The sequence below is a fragment of the Maribacter sp. genome, assembly GCF_039968975.1.
GTDB lineage: Bacteria > Bacteroidota > Bacteroidia > Flavobacteriales > Flavobacteriaceae > Maribacter.
Genome location: NZ_JBDVOT010000009.1, coordinates 1 through 21,168 on the forward strand (window position 1 = coordinate 1; position 21,168 = coordinate 21,168).

At 34.7% G+C, this 21,168-nt stretch carries 21 protein-coding genes and 1 pseudogene; 17 read left to right on the top strand and 5 right to left on the bottom strand.

Annotated features, from left to right (window positions below; all coding sequences use genetic code 11):
• The 15 genes from ABJI11_RS00305 to tsaB form a co-directional block, all read left to right on the top strand.
• A partial coding sequence (locus ABJI11_RS00305) for a cytochrome c oxidase subunit 3 (RefSeq protein WP_348348445.1) occupies nucleotides 1–912 on the top strand: 912 nt, incomplete at its 5' end.
• Between the two features lie 53 nt (nucleotides 913–965).
• Complete coding sequence (locus tag ABJI11_RS00310) at nucleotides 966–1,349, top strand: cytochrome C oxidase subunit IV family protein (protein WP_348348447.1); 384 nt, start codon at nucleotides 966–968, stop codon at nucleotides 1,347–1,349.
• A 125-nt stretch (nucleotides 1,350–1,474) separates the two neighbouring features.
• Nucleotides 1,475–2,104, top strand: a complete 630-nt coding sequence (locus ABJI11_RS00315; RefSeq protein ID WP_348348449.1) for a hypothetical protein — start codon at nucleotides 1,475–1,477, stop codon at nucleotides 2,102–2,104.
• On the top strand, nucleotides 2,104–2,838 hold the full coding sequence (locus tag ABJI11_RS00320) for an SCO family protein (RefSeq protein ID WP_348348451.1): 735 nt from the start codon (nucleotides 2,104–2,106) through the stop codon (nucleotides 2,836–2,838). The genes ABJI11_RS00315 and ABJI11_RS00320 overlap by 1 nt, the downstream gene beginning before the upstream one ends.
• 4 nt (nucleotides 2,839–2,842) lie before the next feature.
• Entirely contained in the window at nucleotides 2,843–3,376 is a 534-nt protein-coding gene (locus tag ABJI11_RS00325) for a DUF420 domain-containing protein (RefSeq protein WP_348348453.1), read from the top strand.
• Nucleotides 3,366–3,584 (top strand): hypothetical protein, encoded by a 219-nt coding sequence (locus tag ABJI11_RS00330; RefSeq protein WP_348348455.1) that lies wholly within the window; start codon nucleotides 3,366–3,368, stop codon nucleotides 3,582–3,584. The genes ABJI11_RS00325 and ABJI11_RS00330 overlap by 11 nt, the downstream gene beginning before the upstream one ends.
• A gap of 116 nt (nucleotides 3,585–3,700) precedes the next feature.
• Nucleotides 3,701–4,948, top strand: a complete 1,248-nt coding sequence (locus tag ABJI11_RS00335; RefSeq protein ID WP_348348457.1) for an ABC transporter permease — start codon at nucleotides 3,701–3,703, stop codon at nucleotides 4,946–4,948.
• A gap of 37 nt (nucleotides 4,949–4,985) precedes the next feature.
• Nucleotides 4,986–6,242, top strand: a complete 1,257-nt coding sequence (locus tag ABJI11_RS00340) for an ABC transporter permease (RefSeq protein ID WP_348348459.1) — start codon at nucleotides 4,986–4,988, stop codon at nucleotides 6,240–6,242.
• Between the two features lie 30 nt (nucleotides 6,243–6,272).
• Nucleotides 6,273–7,388, top strand: a complete 1,116-nt coding sequence (locus tag ABJI11_RS00345) for an efflux RND transporter periplasmic adaptor subunit (RefSeq protein ID WP_276491983.1) — start codon at nucleotides 6,273–6,275, stop codon at nucleotides 7,386–7,388.
• A 94-nt stretch (nucleotides 7,389–7,482) separates the two neighbouring features.
• Complete coding sequence (locus ABJI11_RS00350; RefSeq protein ID WP_027064946.1) at nucleotides 7,483–8,184, top strand: ABC transporter ATP-binding protein; 702 nt, start codon at nucleotides 7,483–7,485, stop codon at nucleotides 8,182–8,184.
• Nucleotides 8,177–9,406 carry an ABC transporter permease gene (locus ABJI11_RS00355; RefSeq protein ID WP_348348462.1) on the top strand — a complete coding sequence of 410 codons (1,230 nt, stop codon included), beginning with the start codon at nucleotides 8,177–8,179 and terminating at the stop codon, nucleotides 9,404–9,406. The genes ABJI11_RS00350 and ABJI11_RS00355 overlap by 8 nt, the downstream gene beginning before the upstream one ends.
• Before the next feature lies 1 nt (nucleotide 9,407).
• Nucleotides 9,408–10,664, top strand: coding sequence for an ABC transporter permease (locus ABJI11_RS00360; RefSeq protein ID WP_348348464.1), 1,257 nt, complete (start codon nucleotides 9,408–9,410; stop codon nucleotides 10,662–10,664).
• A gap of 44 nt (nucleotides 10,665–10,708) precedes the next feature.
• Nucleotides 10,709–11,833, top strand: a complete 1,125-nt coding sequence (locus tag ABJI11_RS00365) for an efflux RND transporter periplasmic adaptor subunit (RefSeq protein ID WP_348348466.1) — start codon at nucleotides 10,709–10,711, stop codon at nucleotides 11,831–11,833.
• A 67-nt stretch (nucleotides 11,834–11,900) separates the two neighbouring features.
• The gene (locus ABJI11_RS00370) at nucleotides 11,901–13,241 is read left to right on the top strand and encodes a TolC family protein (RefSeq protein ID WP_348348468.1); all 1,341 of its coding nucleotides are present in this window, start codon (nucleotides 11,901–11,903) and stop codon (nucleotides 13,239–13,241) included.
• A gap of 85 nt (nucleotides 13,242–13,326) precedes the next feature.
• The gene (gene tsaB / locus ABJI11_RS00375) at nucleotides 13,327–14,007 is read left to right on the top strand and encodes a tRNA (adenosine(37)-N6)-threonylcarbamoyltransferase complex dimerization subunit type 1 TsaB (RefSeq protein WP_348348470.1); all 681 of its coding nucleotides are present in this window, start codon (nucleotides 13,327–13,329) and stop codon (nucleotides 14,005–14,007) included.
• Nucleotides 14,008–14,075: 68 nt separating this feature from the next.
• On the opposite strand, the gene ABJI11_RS00380 is transcribed toward tsaB, so the two are convergent.
• From ABJI11_RS00380 to ABJI11_RS00395, 4 genes are all read right to left on the bottom strand, one after another.
• Nucleotides 14,076–14,900 carry a mechanosensitive ion channel domain-containing protein gene (locus ABJI11_RS00380; protein WP_348348480.1) on the bottom strand — a complete coding sequence of 275 codons (825 nt, stop codon included), beginning with the start codon at nucleotides 14,898–14,900 and terminating at the stop codon, nucleotides 14,076–14,078.
• A 75-nt stretch (nucleotides 14,901–14,975) separates the two neighbouring features.
• Nucleotides 14,976–17,027 (bottom strand): thioredoxin domain-containing protein, encoded by a 2,052-nt coding sequence (locus ABJI11_RS00385; protein WP_348348472.1) that lies wholly within the window; start codon nucleotides 17,025–17,027, stop codon nucleotides 14,976–14,978.
• Nucleotides 17,028–17,088: 61 nt separating this feature from the next.
• Nucleotides 17,089–17,289, bottom strand: coding sequence for a dodecin family protein (locus ABJI11_RS00390; RefSeq protein ID WP_036151958.1), 201 nt, complete (start codon nucleotides 17,287–17,289; stop codon nucleotides 17,089–17,091).
• Nucleotides 17,290–17,359: 70 nt separating this feature from the next.
• The gene (locus ABJI11_RS00395; protein ID WP_348348474.1) at nucleotides 17,360–18,271 is read right to left on the bottom strand and encodes a NifU family protein; all 912 of its coding nucleotides are present in this window, start codon (nucleotides 18,269–18,271) and stop codon (nucleotides 17,360–17,362) included.
• 123 nt (nucleotides 18,272–18,394) lie between these two features.
• On the opposite strand from ABJI11_RS00395, the gene ABJI11_RS00400 reads away from it, so the two are divergent.
• A complete protein-coding gene (locus ABJI11_RS00400) occupies nucleotides 18,395–19,417 on the top strand; it encodes a type IX secretion system membrane protein PorP/SprF (protein WP_348348476.1) in 1,023 nt (340 codons plus the stop codon).
• A gap of 39 nt (nucleotides 19,418–19,456) precedes the next feature.
• Here ABJI11_RS00400 and ABJI11_RS00405 read toward each other — a convergent pair whose 3' ends face one another.
• The gene (locus tag ABJI11_RS00405) at nucleotides 19,457–20,632 is read right to left on the bottom strand and encodes a vWA domain-containing protein (RefSeq protein ID WP_348348478.1); all 1,176 of its coding nucleotides are present in this window, start codon (nucleotides 20,630–20,632) and stop codon (nucleotides 19,457–19,459) included.
• Between the two features lie 202 nt (nucleotides 20,633–20,834).
• On the opposite strand from ABJI11_RS00405, the pseudogene ABJI11_RS00410 reads away from it, so the two are divergent.
• A pseudogene (locus tag ABJI11_RS00410) lies at nucleotides 20,835–21,168 on the top strand (hypothetical protein); the annotation flags it as partial.

Below are 21,168 nucleotides of genomic sequence, written 5' to 3' on the forward strand. Positions count from 1 at the left end.
GGAGCAAGTTATGGAAAAATGATGATGTGGTTTTTCCTTGTATCGGATGCGTTAACTTTCTCTGGATTTTTAGCAGCATACGGCTTTTCAAGATTTAAATTTATTGAAACATGGCCAATAGCGGACGAGGTGTTTACACACGTTCCTTTATTTCATGGTAATTACCCCATGATATATGTTGCCTTTATGACCTTTATTCTTATTATGTCATCCGTTACCATGGTATTGGCAGTAGACGCTGGTCATAAGATGAAAAAGAATGCAGTGACATGGTATATGTTCGCTACTGTAATCGGTGGTATTATATTCGTTGGTTCTCAGGCTTGGGAATGGGGTACTTTTATTAAAGGTGACTTTGGAGCTCTAGAAACTAAAGGTGGTAGAATTTTACAATTTGTAAAAGCTGATACAGGCGAAAGAGCAGCGTTATCTGATTTTGCAGCTTCTATACCTGGTGATAGAACTGTACATGAAAGAAAAAACGGAATTTGGTTTTATCAAGAGCCAGCATTAACTAGCGTTTCTTTAGAAGAGGTAGTTAAAGGTTTTAAAGCCGATTCTAATATCTTGATTAGAACTGAAGTAATCAATGAAGAAGGAGAAAAGACACTATTAGACAGAAAAGCTTCATTAGCTAAATTGGCAGAAGCAACACAAGTTGTTGAAGGTGCTAATTTGATTCATAATGAATACGGAAGTAGACTTTTTGCTGACTTCTTTTTCTTTATCACAGGTTTTCACGGTTTCCACGTATTCTCAGGTGTAGTAATTAACATTATCATTTTCTTTAATGTTATTCTAGGTACTTATGAGAGAAGAGGACATTATGAAATGGTAGAGAAAGTTGGTTTATACTGGCACTTTGTAGATTTAGTTTGGGTATTCGTATTTACATTCTTCTACCTAGTATAATCCTTATAGAAATAAACAGCATTACTGTATAAAGAATTTTAGATTAAAGTAAAATGGCAGACGGACATAAATTAGAAATTTTTAGAGGACTTGTAAAGTTCAAATCTAACACACAGAAAATCTGGGGAGTATTAGCTTTTTTAACCTTAATTACTGCTGTAGAAGTAGTATTAGGTATTATTAAGCCAGAATCTTTGACAGATACTTATGTATTGGGAATGAAGTTGATTAATTGGATCTTCATTATCTTAACTTTGGTTAAGGCATATTATATTGCATGGGACTTTATGCACTTACGTGATGAGAAGTCTGCGTTAAGAAGAGCGATAGTATGGACACCAATATTCTTGGTTATTTATTTGACATTTATACTTCTAGTAGAAGCAGATTATATTTATAACGTATATAAAGATGGCTTTATAAGCTGGAACTTCTAAGTTATAATTAACAGTATTAAAAGACGGTTTTATAACCGTCTTTTTTATTTTTGTATAGTTTGTAATTTAATGACTATCGCTATTGAAACTTCTGAATAGGTTTCAGTAATCAGTCTTCCTTATTTATGAAAAAGACTTTTGTTCTTGTTGTCTTATTTGTGCTACCAATAGTAGCATATTTATTCTTTGCCTCTGGCGTTACCAACTTTGGTAAATTGTCTCAGCTGACCAAAAATGTTGAGGAACTTCATTTCTCCGATCAAACTCAATTTAAAGATAAAATTACCATATTGGGCTTTTTAGGTTCTGATGTTGAAGATAGAAAGGGAAATGCCTTTAATTTGAATCAAAAGATATACAAACGCTTTTACGAGTTTACAGACTTCCAATTTGTAATGGTGGTGGCTGATGATACTAATGATGAAGTAGATGCACTTAAAAAAGAGTTGGCAACCTTAGCTGATAATGATAAATGGAAATTTGTATATGCTAGTGATGAAGAGATTAAGAACCTTTTCAATAGTCTTAAAACAGATATTGATTTAGATTCCAAAAACAGTACTCCTTATGTATTTATTATTGACAAGGATTTAACCTTAAGAGGAAGGTCTGATGATGAAGACGACGGTACCAAATATGGATTCAATTCTACTCTGGTATCAGATTTAAACAATAAAATGGTAGATGATGTAAAAATCATTTTGGCGGAATACCGTCTTGCCTTAAAGAAGAATAATGCAGAACGTTCTAAATAATGAATAAGAAATATACATACGTTTGGGTTTCTCTAATTGTTCTAATTTTTGGAATCATTGTAATACCAAGAATTGTAGATAGATTGTCTTCTGGTTCTGTTGTTGAAAATGACAGATTAAATTCAGAAAGTAAAGATATTGGAGGTGAAAAGCTAGGTTATATTTTGTTAGATGGTAAGCGACGTAAAGTCCCATCTTTTGAATTTATTAATCAAGACAGTGTTCTGGTGTCCGACAAAGATTATTTAGGTAAGGTCTATGTGGTAGATTTCTTTTTTACCAGATGCCCAAGTATTTGTCCTGTGATGACAACTAACCTAGTAGATGTACAAGAGCATTTTAAGGGTGCTAATGACTTCGCAATAGCATCATTTAGTATTACTCCAGATTTTGATACACCACAGGTTTTAAGAGCTTATGAAGAAAAGTATGGCATTAATGATTCAAATTGGAATTTAATGACGGGTGATCATGATGGTATTTATCAACTGGCAAATTCAGGATTTAATATTTTTGCTGCTGAAATGCCAGATGTCCCAGGTGGTTTTGAGCATTCGGGTTTATTTGCCTTAGTCGATAAAGAAGGTTATTTGCGATCTAGAATAGATGAGTTTGGAAATCCTATAGTGTATTACCGAGGTGCCATTTTGGAAGAAAAAGGGGTGAACGATCAAGGAGAAACCGAAGAAATTGGTATTTTAAAAATTGATATTCAGAAATTGTTAGAAGAATAAGGATATGCAAACTAGTGCTAAGGACGAGAAAAAATTTAATAGATTAATAACAGTAGTTTCTATTATAATACCAATTGTTGTGGCTATTCTTTTTGGGGTAAAATTACCCAATGTTGAGCCGCTTTCCTTTTTGCCTCCAATTTATGCTACTATAAATGGAATGACTGCAGTTTTGCTGTTAGTTGCTGTTTGGGCAATTAAAAATGGAAATGAAAAATTGCATCAGAATTTAATGACGACCAATATAGCTTTGTCTTTGATGTTTCTTGTAATGTATATTGGGTATCATATGACCTCAGATTCTACCAGCTATGGTGGTGAAGGTGCAATTAAATACGTGTATTACTTTATTTTAATTACCCATATTGTGCTGTCTATCGCATTAATACCGTTGGTTTTAAGAACGTATGCTATGGCGTATTTAAAGAAATTTGAAGAGCACAGGGCTTTAGCAAAGTATACATTTCCGGTGTGGTTGTACGTTGCTGTTACCGGTGTAGTAGTTTATTTAATGATATCTCCTTACTATGCATACTAAACAATTAATTTTATTGGTAGTAGTGATGTTTCTTTTAATTCCTATAGATGCAGAGGCGCAATGTGCAATGTGCAGAGCAGTTTTGGAAAGTGAATCTTCTGGTAAGGCTGCTGAAGGTATTAATAATGGTATTGTTTATTTAATGGCTATACCCTACGTTTTAGTAGCGGGTCTTTTCTATTTTATCTACAGGAAAATGAGGTCTTAAATCTTTTTTTATATTTTTTTACATAAATAGTGTAACAATCTTCTATTTGGTTAGTCTTATGATTGTGTGATAGTTGTATCACGCTCATCAATCAATCAAACTAATCAATCAATCTTATGTTCGACTTAGAACGTTGGCAAGAAATTTTCGATACTATTCGCAAGAATAAGTTACGCACATTTCTCACAGGACTTTCCGTTGCTTCAGGAATTTTCATTCTAGTTATTTTATTGGGTTTTGGTCAAGGCATGCAAAATGGTATCGCCAAAGAGTTTGAGCAAGATGCCGCTACAAGTGTGTGGGTTTGGCCCGGGGTAACCACAATTGGTTATAAGGGTATGAATCCTGGTAGACCTATTCAATTTCGTAATGAGAATTATGATATGGCGGGTACTTTGTTTGAAGATCAAATAGAGAATAAATCACCAAGGCTATTTGTAAGAGATGTATTTGTAAAATATGGTAGTGAATCTTTAGCTTATAATGTTCAAGGGGTTTCACATCAATTTCAGTTTATTGAAAATGAGTTTATGACGCTGGGTAGATTCCTCAATCAGCAAGATGGGGATTCTAAAGCGAAAGTTGCTATTATCAGTAACAAGATCAATCGCGAGGTTTTTCATGCGTTAGACAGCCCTATTGGGGAGTTTTTAGACCTCTCTGGCATTCCTTTCAAGATTGTTGGGGTTTATGGTGATATTGGCGGTGAACGTGAAGAGGATCGTATTTATATTCCGGTAAGCACTGCGCAGCAAGTCTTCAATGGCGCAGATTATCTAAACAATCTTTCTTATACACTGCCTCCGGTAGATGATTTTGAAACTGCCGTAGCACAATCCATAAAATTTAAAAATGAATTAAAATCGTATTTGCAGAATGCGCATACCGTTGCGCCAGAAGATACGAGCGCCATACAAGTATATAACCCAATGGAGGAAGCCAAACGTTTTTATGCTTTAATGGGCGGTATCAAATTTTTCTTTTGGTTCGTTGGGGTATGTACCATAATTGCGGGTATAGTAGGGGTAAGTAATATAATGCTTATTGTGGTTAAGGAACGTACAAGAGAGATTGGTATTCGTAAAGCTTTGGGTGCTAAGCCATGGTCTATTGTTGGTATGATTTTGCACGAAGCCATTTTTATAACTGCGATAGCAGGTTTTACAGGTCTCATATTAAGCATGGGTCTGTTAGAAATTGTAGGTCCGCATGTAGAGGTTGATTATGTTTTGAATCCCTCAGTGAATTTCAATGTCGCATTGACTACAGTATTTGTCTTGATTTTTGCTGGAGCGATTGCAGGATTTTTTCCAGCATGGCGAGCGGCTAAAATTCATGTGATAGAGGCATTAAGAGACGAGTAATAAATAAAAGTAAATGTATAATTAATTAAGATGTACCATGTTCAATAGAGACCGGTGGAAAGAAATCTTAGAAGTATTATCTAGCAATGTTTTTAGAACATTGGCTACTTCTTTTGGCGTGGGTTGGGGTATATTCATTTTAATTATTCTACTAGCGGCAGGTAAAGGTTTGGAGAACGGTATTCGTGCAGATTTTGGTGATATAGCCACCAATACCATGTTCATGTGGTCACGTAACACAACTATATCCTATAAAGGTTTACCAAAGGGTAGGCGCTTTAGTTTTAAATTAGAGGATGTACAGGCAATAAAAGATAACGTCCCTAATCTAAGATTCATTTCTCCCCGAAATCAATTGGGTGGATTTGGTGGAGGTAATAATGTGGTGCGTGGATTAAAGACAGGGGCTTTTAATGTTTATGGAGATTATCCTGAAATAATACGTCAAGAGCCTATGACCATAACTTCTGGGAGGTTTGTCAATCATAATGACATTCAAGACAAACGAAAAGTAGCGATTATTGGCGATGGTGTAAAAAATGAACTATATGACCAAGGTGAAACTGTGTTGGGTACTTATGTAAAAATACAAGGTGTAAACTTTATGGTGGTGGGTACTTACCAAAAGAAAGATGATGGCGGCGGGGAAGAAGGTCAGAAAGAAATTTATGTTCCCTTTACGTCATTTTCACAAGCTTTTAATATGGGCAATGATGTGGGGTGGATGGCAATTACCGCACTAGATGGTAATTCTATATCTAATCTTAAAGAGAAAATAGTAAGTGTTGTAAAAGAGAAAAGAAAAGTTCACCCCGATGATAAACGTGCCGTTGGGTATTTTGATCTGTACGAACAATACAATCGTGTAGAAAGCTTGTTCGGTGCATTACGTTGGGTCGCTTACTTTGTGGGTGTGCTGGTACTCTTATCGGGTATCATTGGGGTTAGTAATATAATGCTCATTGTAATTAAGGAAAGAACCAAAGAAATTGGTATTCGCAGAGCTTTGGGCGAAGCACCTTGGTCTATTAAAAAACAGATTCTAATGGAGTCTATTTTCTTAACTATTATATCGGGTATGATAGGTATTGTTTTCGGTGCGGCATTTATCTATGGTGTAAATGCGGTATTGGATTCCGTAGGTCCGGTAGACATGTTTGTAAACCCAAGTGTAAGTTTAGGTGTAGTGGTAAGTGCTTTGATTATTTTAATATTCTCTGGATTGTTAGCAGGTTTCATACCTGCGCAAAGTGCCATCAAAATAAGACCAATAGAAGCTTTAAGAACAGAATAAATTCATCAACAAAATATAACCAATCGCAAAATGAAAAAGTCAACAACAATTGTAATCCTGCTTATTATCGTATTAGCCTTCGGTGGCTCTATGTTCTATTTGTATTCAAAGAATGCCGAAGATCCTGTGGTATATGATACTGAAGAACCTACCAAGCAAACTATAATTAAAAAGACGATGGCTACGGGTAGCATTCTTCCCTTAGAAGAAGTGCTTATTAAGCCGAATATTTCAGGAGTAATAGAAAAGATATTTGTGGAAGGTGGGGACTATGTAAAGTCTGGCGATTTATTGTGTACCATAAAAGTAGTGCCAAATCTAAGTGCGTTAAACGATGCTAGAAATAATATTGATGAAGCTAAAATAAATTTAGATGATCAATTGCGAAACTTAGAGCGTCAAAAAGGATTGTTTGCTAAAGGTGTAATTTCAAAAGTAGATTTAGAACGTGCACAAGTAACGTATGACCAATCTAAACAGTCTTATGGTTCTGCCAATAAAAGATATGATATTGTGAAAACGGGAACTACATCCGGGTACGGTAATGCCGCTAATACGCAAATTAGAGCAACGGTTAGTGGTATGGTATTAGAAGTACCGGTTGAAGTGGGTAATCAGGTCATAGAGAGTAATAATTTTAATGAGGGTACTACTATTGCTGCAATTGCAGATGTAGATAAAATGATTTTTGAAGGAAAGGTAGATGAGTCTGAAGTTGGTAAAATAAAAGAGAATCTTCCGTTAGAAATAACTGTTGGCGCAATAGAAGACAAAGTATTCGATGCTGTTCTAGATTATATCGCTCCAAAAGGAAATGAAGAAAACGGAGCTATTCAATTCGAAATAAAAGGTACACTTAAAAAGCAAGATTCAATATTCATTAGAGCAGGGTTAAGCGCCAATGCATCAATTATTTTAGCACGTGCAGATAGTGTTTTGGCGGTAAAAGAAGCTTTGGTGCAGTTTGATGATAAAACCAAAAAACCATTTGTAGAAATTGCTACAGGTGATCAAGAATTTGAAAGAAGGGATATTGAGTTGGGTATAAGCGATGGTATTCATGTACAGATCAATTCTGGTATAAAAGAAGGTGAGAAAATTAAGGTATGGAATGAAGTAGTTCCTGATGAGCTTGCTGAAAATTAAAAACCAAAAAAAATAATTCAATTGATGTAACAAATAATACACAACATAGTCTAATGAATAGACAGTGTAAAAATTGTTCAAAACAACAACCAACATGATTCAAATTAAAGATCTTCACAAGTCCTATAAAATGGGCAAGAATTCACTTCACGTTCTTAAAGGAATAAATTTTAATGTTGAAGAAGGTGAGCTAGTAGCTATCATGGGTTCTTCTGGTTCTGGTAAATCTACCTTATTAAACATTTTAGGAATGTTAGATAGCTCAGATTCTGGAGAATATATTCTAGATAATGTTCCCATTAAAGATTTGAACGAAACCAAAGCTGCTAGATATAGAAACAAGTTTTTAGGTTTTGTTTTTCAATCGTTCAACCTTATCAATTATAAAAGTGCAGCAGAGAATGTTGCCTTGCCTTTATACTACCAAAAAGTACCAAGAAAGGAACGTCAAGAAAAAGCTTTGAAATATTTAGAACAAGTTGGTCTTAAAGAATGGGCAGGTCATTTGCCTAGCGAGCTTTCTGGGGGTCAAAAACAACGTGTGGCCATTGCTAGAGCATTAGCTGCCGAACCAAAAGTATTGCTTGCCGATGAGCCTACAGGTGCATTGGATAGTAAGACTTCTTATGAAGTGATGGACTTGATTCAGAAAATTAATGATGCGGGGAACACTATATTAATAGTTACCCACGAGCCAGATATTGCAGATATGTGTAAACGTATTGTGCATTTAAAGGATGGGGTTATAATAGAGGATAAGAAAATAGAACAAGTAAGAGCCGAACAATATGTTTGATAGAGACATTTGGCAAGAAATATACCATAGTATAAGCAACAACAAGCTTAGAACTTTCCTTACCGGATTTTCAGTGGGTTGGGGTATATTCATTTTGGTGCTGCTTTTAGCTTCTGTAAAAGGAATGCAGAACGGATTTACACTTCAGTTCAGTGATGATGCTACCAACTCTATTTTTGTAAGAACAGGTACTACGTCTTTAGCCTATGGCGGTTTTGAAGCCGGACGAAGAATTCAAATGACCAATGATGATATTGAATACATCAAAAGAAGCTTTCCTAATGATGTAGAATATATAAGTCCTAGGGTGTACCAAAATACATCGGCACGTTATAAAAGCGAAACAGGTAGTTACAATATCCAGGCGGTTTATCCTGATCACCAAGCTATTGAAAAGACTATTGTAAATAAGGGTCGATTCATAAATGCAAACGATTTAATGAATGCCTCTAAAGTTGCCGTTATCGGCAGAAAAGTAGAGGAAGATTTATTCAAAAACGAAGATGCCTTAGGCAAGTTTGTTGAGTTTAATGGTTTGCCTTTTAGAGTTATTGGTACGTTTACCGATGACGGTGATGATAATGCAGAGCGAAACATCTACGCGCCTACCAGTACATATCAAAAAATGTACGGGCAAACGGATCACATTGATCAGATTGCTTTAACCTACAATCCTAATTACGATTTAACAGAGGCCTTGGCATTTTCTGATCGATTAGAAAATGTTTTTAGAAGACGTTTTAAAATTGCTCCTCAGGATCAAGCGGGAATTAGAATCTTTAATTATGCAGAGGTTTTTGAAGATATCAGCAACTTCACGGGAGGTTTGGATATCGCAGTAATTATTGTGGGACTCCTAATCTTATTATCTGGTATTGTAGGTATCGGTAATATTATGGTCTTCATTATTAAAGAACGTACCAAAGAAATAGGGGTGCGTAAAGCTTTGGGTGCAGAGCCATGGTCCATTATAAAATTAGTGTTGTTCGAGTCTGTTTTTATTACGGCTTTATCTGGATTTATAGGATTGGGAATTGCAACAGGATTATTGGCAGCTATTGGTCCAAGTATTAAGACAGGTGCTTTTGCAAATCCTTCGGTAAGTATGTCAATGGTAGTAACGGCAACGATCATCTTAGTTGTAGCGGGAGTATTGGCAGGATTGATTCCGGCAATGAAAGCAGCAAGAGTAAAACCAATTGTAGCATTAAGCGATAAATAATATGTGGATATTTGATAGAGATTTATGGTCAGAGATTTTTGCCACATTAGGTAAAAACTTGTTTCGCACATTTTTAACCATGTTGGGGGTTATTATTGCTATGATAATTCTTGTATTGCTTTTGGGTGGTGCAAACGGAATGAGCAACGGCTTTCAGAAAATATTCGCAGGTACGGCATCTAACAGTTTGTTTGTTTGGAGCCAAAGTACCTCTGAACCTTATAAAGGATTTGAAAGAGGACGCAGAATTCAATTTAAGCTAGAAGATGCTACTATTCTTAAAGAGCAAATTCCTGAAATAGAGGTTTTGGCACCAAGAATAGAATTGGGTAGCCATAGAGGCGTGGTAACGGTATATAGAAATGGTTTGACCAGTGGATCGGCAGTGTATGGAGATTATCCTAACATTGATGATATCATGAAGAAGAAACTGGTAGAAGGTAGGTTTTTGAATAAAAATGATATGACCGAATCTAAAAAGGTATGTGTCATTGGTGAAGAGACCTATAAACTTTTGTTTGAAAAAGGAGAGAATGCCATTGGTGAAGATGTACGTATAAACGGAGTGTTCTTTAATATTGTTGGTATTTATAAGCCGAACCAAAACATAAATATTGACGGCGAGAATTCGGTTTACATTCCCTTCTCAACATTCCAAAAAGCATTTGGATCTGGTGACAGAATGGGGTGGATGGCTATTTCAGTGCAAGCGGATACTAAGGTGCCCGTAGTAGAAAGTCAGATCAAACGTCTGTTGAAAAATAAATATGATATCAACCCAACAGACGAACGCGCCATTGGTAGCTTTGACATGTCCGAAGTGTTTAATAACGTATCGGCATTTACAGGTGTTTTACAAGGTGTATCATTCTTCGTGGGAATTTTGACCTTACTAGCAGGTGTCATTGCTATTAGTAATATTCTATTGATCACGGTAAAAGAACGTACCAAAGAAATTGGGATAAGGCGAGCTTTAGGTGCTACGCCAAAAGTGGTAAAGAGACAAATTGTATTAGAATCAATTGTAATTACAGTATTTGCTGGTTTTGTAGGTTTTGCCATAGCAATAGGGTTTTTAGCACTCGCAAATAATATGATTGGCGATAATAGTGATATGCCCTTTTATAATCTTATGATTAGTATACCGCAATTTTTAGGGTCTTTTATTTTAATGGTAGGTCTCAGTGTTTTAATAGGATTGATACCAGCGAATAGAGCCATTAGAATAAAACCAATTGATGCCTTAAGGGAAGAGTAATAGACCAAACAACAAAAGAATAAATAACAATCAAATAGTTGAGCATGAACAAGTATGTAAAGTACGCATTAATAGGAGTAGCAGTTATAGGGATACTGGCTGCAGTAGTCTATTTTTTAAAGAAGAATAGTACTCCTTTAAAAACATATGAAACGGAGACCGTTGAAAAAAGAGATATTACCAACAAGGTTGTTGTTACCGGTAAGGTAATACCACAAGATGAAATTGAGATAAAACCTCAAATATCTGGTATCATTCAAAAGGTATACTTAGAAGAAGGTGTTCAAGTTAAAGCGGGTGATTTAATTGCTACAATTAAAGTAGTACCAAATGAGCAGTCTTTAAATCAGGCGCGTGGTAGGGTTAATAATGCTAAAATATCATTGAGCAATACAAAGATTGAGTATGATCGTAATAAAACGCTTTTTGACAAAGGGGTAATCTCTAGTCAAGATTTTAATGCCTTGCAATTGCGTTTTGATCAAGCTACTCAAGAGTTACAGAATGCACAGGCAGATTATCAAATTATTAGAGTAGGTTCTGCAGGTGGTTCGTCTAGTGCAAATACAAATATTAGAGCTACGGTAACAGGAACCTTGTTAGAGATTCCAGTAGAGGTAGGTGATCAAGTTATTGAAAGTAATAATTTCAACGACGGTACTACTATTGCTTTTATTGCAGATATGTCTAAAATGATTTTTGAAGGTGAAGTTGATGAGGCTGAAGTAGGAAAGCTAAAAGTAGGAATGCCTTTAGAAATAAGCATGGGCGCTTTACAAGATGAAAAATTCAATGCGAAATTAAAGTTCATTGCACCTAAAGGTGTAGAAGAAGAAGGTGCTGTTCAGTTTAAGATAGAAGGAGATTTAGTAGTGTCTGACAGTACAAATATTAGAGCTGGCTATAGCGCAAATGCGGCAATTGTTCTAGAAGAGAAGAAAGATGTGCTTTCAATTAAAGAAGCGTTGTTGCAGTTTGATAAAGAAACCAATAAGCCATATGTTGAGGTGGAAACAGGAGATAATGAATTTGAAAAGAGAGAACTTGAACTTGGTGTAAGTGATGGTATAGATGTGGAAATTGTTTCTGGAATAGATGAGAATTCCAAAATTAAAATATGGAACAAGTTAGAAGCCAAGAGTGAAGACAATGGTCCTAGCGAAGATTAAGAATAATCAATCAAATCAAAAAACGAATCGTTCAGCCTATATATAGGTTGGTTTAAAAAAGAATAAAATGAAAGTAAAAATCACAGGATTACTACTATTATGTTCTGTTGTAATGGGCATGGCGCAACAAAAGAAATGGACTTTAGAAGAGTGCGTGTATTACGCTGTTGAAAATAATCTTACGGTAGAGCAATATGAATTGGATTTAGAGAATGCTAAAATTGATGAATCTGATGCTCTTGGGGCATTATTGCCAAATTTAAATGGTACGCTACAGGCATCGGCAAATACAGGTCTTGCCTTAGATCCAACAACAAACAATTTAGTTTCTGCTACGATTTTTTCAGCACAAGGAGATTTGACTTCTTCGGTTACTTTGTTTGATGGTCTTCGAAATTATAATCGTATCGAAAGAGCCAAATTGAGCGGTATAGCAAATCAATATCGTTTAGATGATATAAAGGATGATATCAGATTAAATGTTGCTAATGCTTATTTACAAGTCTTGTCTAATAAGGAATCATTAAAAGTGTTTGAAGCTCAATTGGCGGTTACTGAACAAGATTTAAATAGAACCAAAGAATTGGTTGAGTCTGGTGTTGTTGCTCGTGGAGATTTGTTAGAGTTAGAAGCGACAGCGGCAGGTCAAGAACAACAAATTATAAATTCTCGAAGTATGATTTTGATTTCAAGAATAAACCTAGCGCAAATGCTTGGGATAACTGATTACGAAAACTTTGATATTGCTGAAGAAGAATTCGAAATTCCTCCATCTGATATTTTAAACAACTCTGCAAAAGTGATATTCGACAAGGCTTTGACGTTCAGGAATGATATCAAGTTTGCCCTTTCTGGTGTGGAATTAGCTGAAAAGGATTTAGAAATATCTAAAGGCGCCAAATATCCAAGCATAGGAGCATTTATTAACTATAATACTAGATATTCTGATCAAAACAATGATCCTTTTACAGGTGAGGCAATTCCGTTCAAAGATCAGTTATATATTAATGATGGTATATCTTATGGAGCTCAAATGAGTATACCTATTTTTAATGGTTGGAGTGTTAGGAATAGTATAAAGAGATCAAAAATTAGTGTGGATATAGCTAGAATTGAATTTGAAAGGACAAAACTGCAGTTGGAGACAGATGTGAACCAAGCGTATGTAGATGTAACTAGTTTTTACAAAGCATATGAAGCTGCTCAGAAAACATTGGAAGCAAGAAGTCTTGCGTATCAATATTCTAAAGAACGTTTTGATGTTGGGTTAATGAATTCGTTCGATTTTAGTCAGGCGCAATCTAGAGTTGATAATGCCGAAGCGGACGTTATTAGAACCAAATACGATTATATTTTTAGATTAAAAATATTAGAATTCTATTTCGGCATACCTATTTCTTTGGAGTAGAAAAAATAAAATTATAATTGATGAGCCTGTAACATTTTCATGTGTACAGGCTTTTTCATTTTACAGTAAGTAATACCTTTGCAACATGGGCGTAATATTAAATCTAGAAACATCATCAACAAATTGTTCGGTGTGTGTTGCTAAAGACGGAGTTATCCTTTCAATGAACGAGTTAAATTCTGCAAATTATTCACATGCAGAGAAACTACATATTTTCATTGAAGAGGTAATGCAAGAAGCTTCTTTAAAAATGGAAGATTTAGATGCTGTAGCGGTCAGTAAAGGTCCTGGTTCTTATACGGGACTAAGAATAGGTGTTTCTGCGGCAAAAGGCTTGTGTTATGCATTAGGTGTCCCGTTGATTTCGATTTCTACATTGAAAAGTATGGCATCCCAAGTGAAAATTAATAATGATGAAGTGTTAATACCTGTTTTAGATGCTAGACGTATGGAAGTGTATTCATCTGTATTCGATGCTGAACTAAATGAAATTAGAGAAACCAAGGCTGAAGTAATAGAGGAAAACTCGTTTAAAGAATATATCAATTCAAAACACATTCATTTTTTAGGTAGTGGTGCTGAGAAGATAAAAGAACTATTTCCGTTAGAATCTATCACCTATCATTGCGATGTAGTGCCATCAGCAAAAGAAATGGCTTCTATTTCATCGGACAAGTTTAATGCTTCCGATTTTGAAGATGTAGCTTATTTTGAGCCGTATTATTTAAAAGACTTTGTGCTTCAAACTAAGAAATCAAAATCTTAAAGCTTAGATATTATAAAGAAAAAGCCCTTGATTCTTCAAGGGCTTTTTTTGATGCTAATAATATATAATTAACCTTTTAACTGTGTTATTACTCTCTGCGGGAATGGTATTTCAATTCCAGCAGCATCAAAACGGTATTTTATTTCTTCCATCACATAAAAATGAGCTGCCCAAAAATCACCATTATTAGCCCAAAATCGTAAAGTTAGATTTACTGAACTATCACCTAATTCACCTACATATACTTCAGGAGCGGGATTCTTGTGTATAGTTTCTCTTTCTTTACAAATGGCTAAAAGAATTTCTTTAGCTTCTTTAATGTTAGACGTATAACCAATACCTACGTCAATTTTATCTCTTCTTGTTTCTTGCGCGTTGTAGTTGGTAATGGTGTTGTTAGAAAGTTGACCATTTGGTATAATGGCAATTTGATTTCCAAAAGTACTCACCTTCGTCGTAAAAATAGATATTTCCTTTACCGTGCCGTCCACACCTTGTGCAGAAATAAAATCTCCTATCTTAAAAGGTTTAAACAATAAAATTAGAACTCCGCCAGCGAAATTAGCTAAAGAACCTTGAAGCGCTAAACCAATAGCCAAACCGGCAGAAGCCAAAATAGCAACTAGAGAACTTGTTTGAACTCCTAATTGAGTTATAACTAATATGAACAGTATTATCTTTAAGGCAATACTTATAAAGCTTTGTAAGAATGTTTCTAGCGCTAAGTCATAATCTTTATTTGCAAAAAATTTACGTATCATTTTGTTTATGAAACGTATGACATAGGTACCCGCGATTAATAGAAATATTGCCCATAATACGCTGGGTAGTACGGACCATAACCATGCTATCGCATTATCTGCATGTTCTTGCAGATTTGTAATTTTATTCATCATAATTTTAATTTTTAAATCAGCCAACTTAACCAATATTGTACGACCTGTAAATATTATGAGGCTAAACAATTGTTAAATGATAGTTGTAACTAAATCTAAAGCTTTGCTAGGTTCTTCAACGGGCATTTGACAGCTACCGTGATTGCAAACATAGATAAGCGTTTTGTTCATTACATATCTATTCATTAATAGAGGTAAGTTGCTATTTTTAGCATTTGAAGCAGCAAATATAACGTTTGGTAAATAGTTCTTTAGCAGGGATTTGCATATGAGTTCAAAGTTTTCACCGATAACGACCAATTCATAGAAATTCTCACTCATTAGCTGTGCCAAGTGCAACCAATTGGCATGATTTTGTGGATTTTCAATAATAGATGGTCTCATACTTTTCATTATTTGATGCAAGCGACCGTCGAAATTATCTTCAGGAAAGTATTTAGAAAGCTTATGCAAGTTATGCGCCATCATTGAATTGGAAGATGGAATAACATTATCTGCAACTTCTAGAGTTTTTCTGATAAGATTTCCTTCATTTTCAGATGTAAAAAAGAATAGTCCTGTTTCTGGATCCGAGAAATTTTCAATAACATATTGTGTTAACTCTAAACTATGATTAAGCCATTTCTCATTAAAAGACACTTCATACAAACCTATGAACCCATCAATAACCGATGCATAATCTTCTAGAAAACCAGGTATGGTACTCTTTCCATTTTTGAAATTACGATATAAACCGCCAGCTGCTGTAATCATATTGTCTACGATGAAATCAGCATTGTTTATGGCAAGGTTTAGATATCTTTCATCTTCTAAATATCTATAAGCATCTGTTAGACCTTTTAACGTCAAACCGTTCCAAGAAGTAAGAATTTTATTATCTAATCTTGGTTTGTTCCTTTTTTCTCTCTCGATCTTTAATAATGAAAGACACTTAGTTATGATTTCTTGTAGCTCTATTTTGGTGATAGAGTGCTTCATGGCAATTTCTAATGCTTCACCATCTCTAATCAGTACATAGTTTTCTTCTTCCCAATAGCCATAAGAGTTAATGTTGAAATAATGGGCAAAAAGAGCGTAGTCATCTTTTAAAAGTTGTTTAAGTTGTTCTTCTTGCCAAACGTAGAAAGCACCTTCTACTAGCTTATTATCATCAGTTAAACTATCTGCATCTAAAGAAGAATAGAATCCGTTACTCTTATCCAAAAGTTCTTCTTCTAAAAAGACGATACTTTTTTCTACAACACTTTTATACAGTTCATTTTTAGTAGCGGCATATGCATTGGCATAAAGACTAATCAGTAGTCCATTGTCATAAAGCATTTTTTCAAAATGGGGAACATGCCATTTCGTGTCTACGGAATATCTAGAGAAACCGCCACCAACATGGTCAAAAATACCGCCCCATGCCATTCTTGTTAGGGTGGTGTTTACATATTCGTTTACAGTGCTATCTTGTTTTGCGTGCGAATAGTATTGTAAAAAGTTGAGATTTGTAGGCATCATAAATTTTGGTGCCCGTTTGTATCCGCCTAAAAAAGTGTCAAAGTACTTTGACCAATCGGCTACTATTGTATCAATTTCTGATTCTTGAATTGAATCTTGATTTTCATCTGTGGTTATTGTATTTATTTCTTTTAATCCCGTAGCCATATTTTCGGCATATCCAATAATTTTATTAGGGTCGTCAACGTATAGTTTTTGAAGTTGATTTAAGACTTGTATCCATTCATGTTTTTTTACAAATGTTGCTCCCCAAAATGGTCTACCGTCAGGCAAGGCAAGAATATTCAATGGCCAGCCACCACTACCGGTCATCATTTGCAAAGCATCCATATAAATATGGTCAATATCAGGTCTTTCTTCCCTGTCTACTTTTATATTTATGAAATGAGCATTCATTGCTTCGGCTACTTCTTCATCTTCAAAACACTCATGTTCCATAACATGGCACCAGTGACAGGCTGCGTATCCAATACTAATGAGAATTAGCTTATTTTCTTTTTTTGCTTTTTGTAGTATTTCATCGTTCCAAGCTTCCCAGTTTACTGGGTTATGTGCGTGTTGTAGTAAATAAGGACTACTTTCTCTAATAAGATTGTTTGTATGCTTTTGTGGGGTTGGCATGAGTTTTATTTTAAAAATAAAAAAAGCGCCTCTTGGCGCTTTTAATCCTGTTAAATAATTGCTATTTCACTTCGAAAGTGATTTTTACATTTACTCTATAATTTTTGATTTTACCATCTTCAACGGTAGCACTTTGCTCGTTAATGTAAACCGATTTGATATTTTTTACTGATTTAGATGCTTCTGCCACTGCTTTTTTAGCTGCGTCTTCCCATCCATTATCAGAATTTGCTAATATTTCAATTACTTTTAAAACTGCCATAATTATTGTTTTTAGATTTTCACTAAGTTACAAGATCCTATAGCAATGTTTAATTCAATTGCATGAATAATTAGCCGTTTAACGCAACAACTTCATTCACTTTATCGCCCATCATATTCTTTAACATGGTTTCAATACCATTCTTTAGGGTAAAGGTCGAAGAAGGACATCCACTACAAGCACCTTGTAAAATTACATTTACCGTTTTACTGTCAACATCATATGATTTAAACATAATGTTACCTCCGTCACTAGCAACTGCGGGTTTTACATATTCCTCTAGAATATCAACGATTTCTTGAGATGTTTCGTCAAGTTCAATGGTGTTTTCAGCTGATATTGTTTCTGATACTTGAGCTTCTTCACCAATTGCCTTTGCGTTATCCGCTACAATTTCTTTGCCATCAGCAATAAAGTTTCTAATTACTTCACGTAATTCAATAGTAATGTCATCCCATTCTGCAACCTCAAATTTAGAAACAGAAACGTAATTCTCATCAATAAAAACTTGTTTTACAAACGGGAACTGAAATAGCTCACTAGCTAATTTAGAATCTCTGGCTTCATCAATATTTTTAAATTCAAAAGCTGACGCTACAATTTTCTTGCTCGCAACAAATTTCATGGTAGAAGGGTTAGGGGTAACCTCTGCATAAACCGTTACGGGTACGGGTTTATCCATGTCTTCTTCTATAACTATAGGCTCGCCAGCATTTAAATACTCAACCAATTGTTGTGCGACTTCATCTTTCACATCTTCCCATTGAACAATATCATAACGTTCAAGTCCTATAAAGTCGCCTGATATGTATACCGTTTTAATAAAAGGTAAATGGAATAATTGCTGGGCTAATGGAGAATTTTTAGCGTCGTCAATGTTCTTGAATTCGTAATTCTTTCGCTGAACTAAAATGTGATTAGTTTCGAACTTTAATATATTTGGGTTATTGGTCTTAACAACCGTAATCGAATACTCTTTCATTTCTCAATAATTTTAAGCAAAAATACAAAGGAAATCTTAGTTAGTACCTACATAATAATGTTGAGGTTAACTCGTTATTAACTTTATATTAGTGAAACTAAACCTTAGTTTTAACATCCCAATATGAAATACCACATACTTCTGTTGTTTACCGTGCTTATGATTGGATCTAAATCTATAGCACAAGAAGGTATACCTGTATATTTTGATTATTTATCTGATAACTATTATTTGGTTTTCCCATCTATGGCAGGTATTGGTGAAGGAGGTAAAATTAGGGCTACGGCTAGAAAACAATGGTTCGATGTCGATGATGCCCCTAGTTTACAAACTATAAATGCTCATTTTAGTTTAGGTGATTCTCCTAGTGGTATTGGTGCAATTATATTTAATGATGCCAATGGGTACCATTCTCAAACAGGATTAAAACTAACTTATGCGCACCATTTAAGAATGGGAGGTAATGATGTCAGGCAATTAAATCAACTTTCTTTTGGTTTAAGTGCAACTATCTTACAAAGTAGTTTAGATGAAACAGAATTTAGGTCGGCTACACCGGATCCGGCTATTTCTGGTATTAAATTAAGTTCCTCTTATTCTAATGTTGATATAGGTGTATCTTATAATTATGAAGAATTTTATACGCATTTTGCAGTAACTAATGCATTGACAGGAAGTAAAAGAAATTTATACTATAGAGATAGACAAGACGACCCAAATGAATTGGTGATTGATAATATTAGAAGATTTTTAGTATCCGCGGGTTATGTTTTTGGTAGGAGTGAATGGCAGTTTGAACCTTCTGTACTTTTTCAATTAACAGAATTCACCACAGAAAAAAGCCTGGATATTAATGCTAAGGTTTACAAGGATGTAGATTTTGGACGTATTTGGGGCGGACTATCGTATAGAAGAAGTTTTGATGGGGCACAATTTCAAGATGGTACCTCTTTTGGAGAACAGCGCTTGCAATTGGTTACACCTATAGTTGGTGCTAACATTAATAACTTTATGGTTTCTTACAACTATTCGTATCAAATGGGCGATATCCGTTTTGATAATGGTGGTTTTCATCAAATTACTTTGGGTTATGATTTTGGGCAAAAAGAGCGTAAGTACGATTGTTATTGTCCTGCAGCAAATTAAAAAAAAGGTCTACACGAAGTTGTGCAGACCTAGTAATTTCTATTCCCAGCTATAATTTTTAGTCTTTGCTTGTTTTTTTATTGCTTTGATCATAGCATTCTCAAGCTCTCCTGATTTTTCATCCTTTTGGTGTTCAGAAATATAGGCCAATCGTTTCGTGTTGTAGGCTTGTATTTCTTTTTGAATCTCTTCTCTTTCGGTCTTTTTAGATTCAACATACATTTTAATATCATTTTCGCTTTTACCCTGTAACTCGTCAGGTAGTTCGTTATTATCTACTGAGCTAATTTCAAATTCGGCATCATCATACGCATCAACTAAATCCCATTTTTTATTATTGTACAGTCTTGAACTTTTGCTTACCGCTCTTTTAACGGCAACCGCTTCTTCCATTTCTAAGGCATTGCTGTCTTGTACTTCTTGTGCAATAATTTTTGATTTGCCCATAGAGCCATATGAAATGTAGGTGGTGTTTAATCTAGAGTTCAATTTAATGATGATATCGTCATATGGAGTATTAATATGAACAACTTTCTTGTTGTGGTCAATAGCCATATACTCTCCACCGGTAATAGATGCACCATTTTTCCAATCAGTATTAATTCCCAATTCATAATTTCCACAGAAAATGGTGTTTACCACTACATCTTTTTCATTCGCATTGGCCAATGCAGTTTTGTAATTATATCTTCCTTGGTTAAAAGGTTCATTACCCGCAATAAAAATCATACGAAGTAAATCAGGATTTTTGTTCCAAGGTAATTGATGTAAAGAGGTCTGTAGTACCTTGCCGCAATATTCTTCACCTCCATTAGTAGTTAATGAAAATAGCTTTTCTGAAATTTCATCTAAATCACTACTAAAGCCAAGAACTTGTTGAATATATCCTTCATTTGCAGAAAGGTTGTCGTTACCGTATTGGTATAATGCAATTTGTAAATTTGGTCTAGTATCATTACCACATTTGGCATAACTAAATTCATTTACAATATCCCAAAGCTGAGATTTTGCTTGATTTATTAATCCATCCATACTATTACTGGTATCCAACAACAATGCAATTTGCACAATATTAGCTTCGTTAGGGTCTTCTGTATCTATTGCATGTGCAATTAGTTCAATTGGTTTTTTCTTTTCGGTAATATTGCAGGCATAAACGGTAGATAATGCTAGTAATGTTATGCCTATTGATCCTAGTTGTTTAATTGCTTTCATCGTTTTCGTTTTAAATTCAGAGCTAAACTAACGGCAAAGTATTTATTGTAATAACGATAATGAGGGAACGGACTATTTCAGTTAGTAAAGTGGCGCATAGCGTTTGTAAACCTATGAATTGATAGGTTGAAAACTACTGATATGGGTATTTGAGATTTTTTAGTGCCACAATAATCAGCTAAGTTTACCGTAGTTATAGCAGATGAAAAATTATAGTGTTTACATATTATTATGTTTTCTTTTGGGATGGAATATGCTTCATGCCCAATTGCAAAATGACGCCCTACGATTTAAACTTGAAGGAAGGGTAGAAGTTAGAAATACAGGGAAACCAATTTCTGGTGTTTCTATATCTAATACTTTTGGAGACTATGTAATAACTAACGGTTTAGGAGAATTTGAGATAAATACTAGAATTGGAGATCAACTCATTATTCAGCATGATGATATTGAAACTTTAAGGTATGATGTGCAGAAAAATGATGATGTTTTAATCTTAGTTGAAGATTTTGATTCATCACCTGTAAGAAGCAGTT

Coding starts and splice junctions, on each gene's coding strand:
- ABJI11_RS00310 (WP_348348447.1), top strand. CDS start 966: ATGGCAGACGGACATAAATTAGAAATTTTTAGAGGACTTGTAAAGTTC.
- ABJI11_RS00315 (WP_348348449.1), top strand. CDS start 1,475: ATGAAAAAGACTTTTGTTCTTGTTGTCTTATTTGTGCTACCAATAGTA.
- ABJI11_RS00320 (WP_348348451.1), top strand. CDS start 2,104: ATGAATAAGAAATATACATACGTTTGGGTTTCTCTAATTGTTCTAATT.
- ABJI11_RS00325 (WP_348348453.1), top strand. CDS start 2,843: ATGCAAACTAGTGCTAAGGACGAGAAAAAATTTAATAGATTAATAACA.
- ABJI11_RS00330 (WP_348348455.1), top strand. CDS start 3,366: ATGCATACTAAACAATTAATTTTATTGGTAGTAGTGATGTTTCTTTTA.
- ABJI11_RS00335 (WP_348348457.1), top strand. CDS start 3,701: ATGTTCGACTTAGAACGTTGGCAAGAAATTTTCGATACTATTCGCAAG.
- ABJI11_RS00340 (WP_348348459.1), top strand. CDS start 4,986: ATGTTCAATAGAGACCGGTGGAAAGAAATCTTAGAAGTATTATCTAGC.
- ABJI11_RS00345 (WP_276491983.1), top strand. CDS start 6,273: ATGAAAAAGTCAACAACAATTGTAATCCTGCTTATTATCGTATTAGCC.
- ABJI11_RS00350 (WP_027064946.1), top strand. CDS start 7,483: ATGATTCAAATTAAAGATCTTCACAAGTCCTATAAAATGGGCAAGAAT.
- ABJI11_RS00355 (WP_348348462.1), top strand. CDS start 8,177: ATGTTTGATAGAGACATTTGGCAAGAAATATACCATAGTATAAGCAAC.
- ABJI11_RS00360 (WP_348348464.1), top strand. CDS start 9,408: ATGTGGATATTTGATAGAGATTTATGGTCAGAGATTTTTGCCACATTA.
- ABJI11_RS00365 (WP_348348466.1), top strand. CDS start 10,709: ATGAACAAGTATGTAAAGTACGCATTAATAGGAGTAGCAGTTATAGGG.
- ABJI11_RS00370 (WP_348348468.1), top strand. CDS start 11,901: ATGAAAGTAAAAATCACAGGATTACTACTATTATGTTCTGTTGTAATG.
- tsaB (WP_348348470.1), top strand. CDS start 13,327: ATGGGCGTAATATTAAATCTAGAAACATCATCAACAAATTGTTCGGTG.
- ABJI11_RS00380 (WP_348348480.1), bottom strand. CDS start 14,900: ATGAATAAAATTACAAATCTGCAAGAACATGCAGATAATGCGATAGCA.
- ABJI11_RS00385 (WP_348348472.1), bottom strand. CDS start 17,027: ATGCCAACCCCACAAAAGCATACAAACAATCTTATTAGAGAAAGTAGT.
- ABJI11_RS00390 (WP_036151958.1), bottom strand. CDS start 17,289: ATGGCAGTTTTAAAAGTAATTGAAATATTAGCAAATTCTGATAATGGA.
- ABJI11_RS00395 (WP_348348474.1), bottom strand. CDS start 18,271: ATGAAAGAGTATTCGATTACGGTTGTTAAGACCAATAACCCAAATATA.
- ABJI11_RS00400 (WP_348348476.1), top strand. CDS start 18,395: ATGAAATACCACATACTTCTGTTGTTTACCGTGCTTATGATTGGATCT.
- ABJI11_RS00405 (WP_348348478.1), bottom strand. CDS start 20,632: ATGAAAGCAATTAAACAACTAGGATCAATAGGCATAACATTACTAGCA.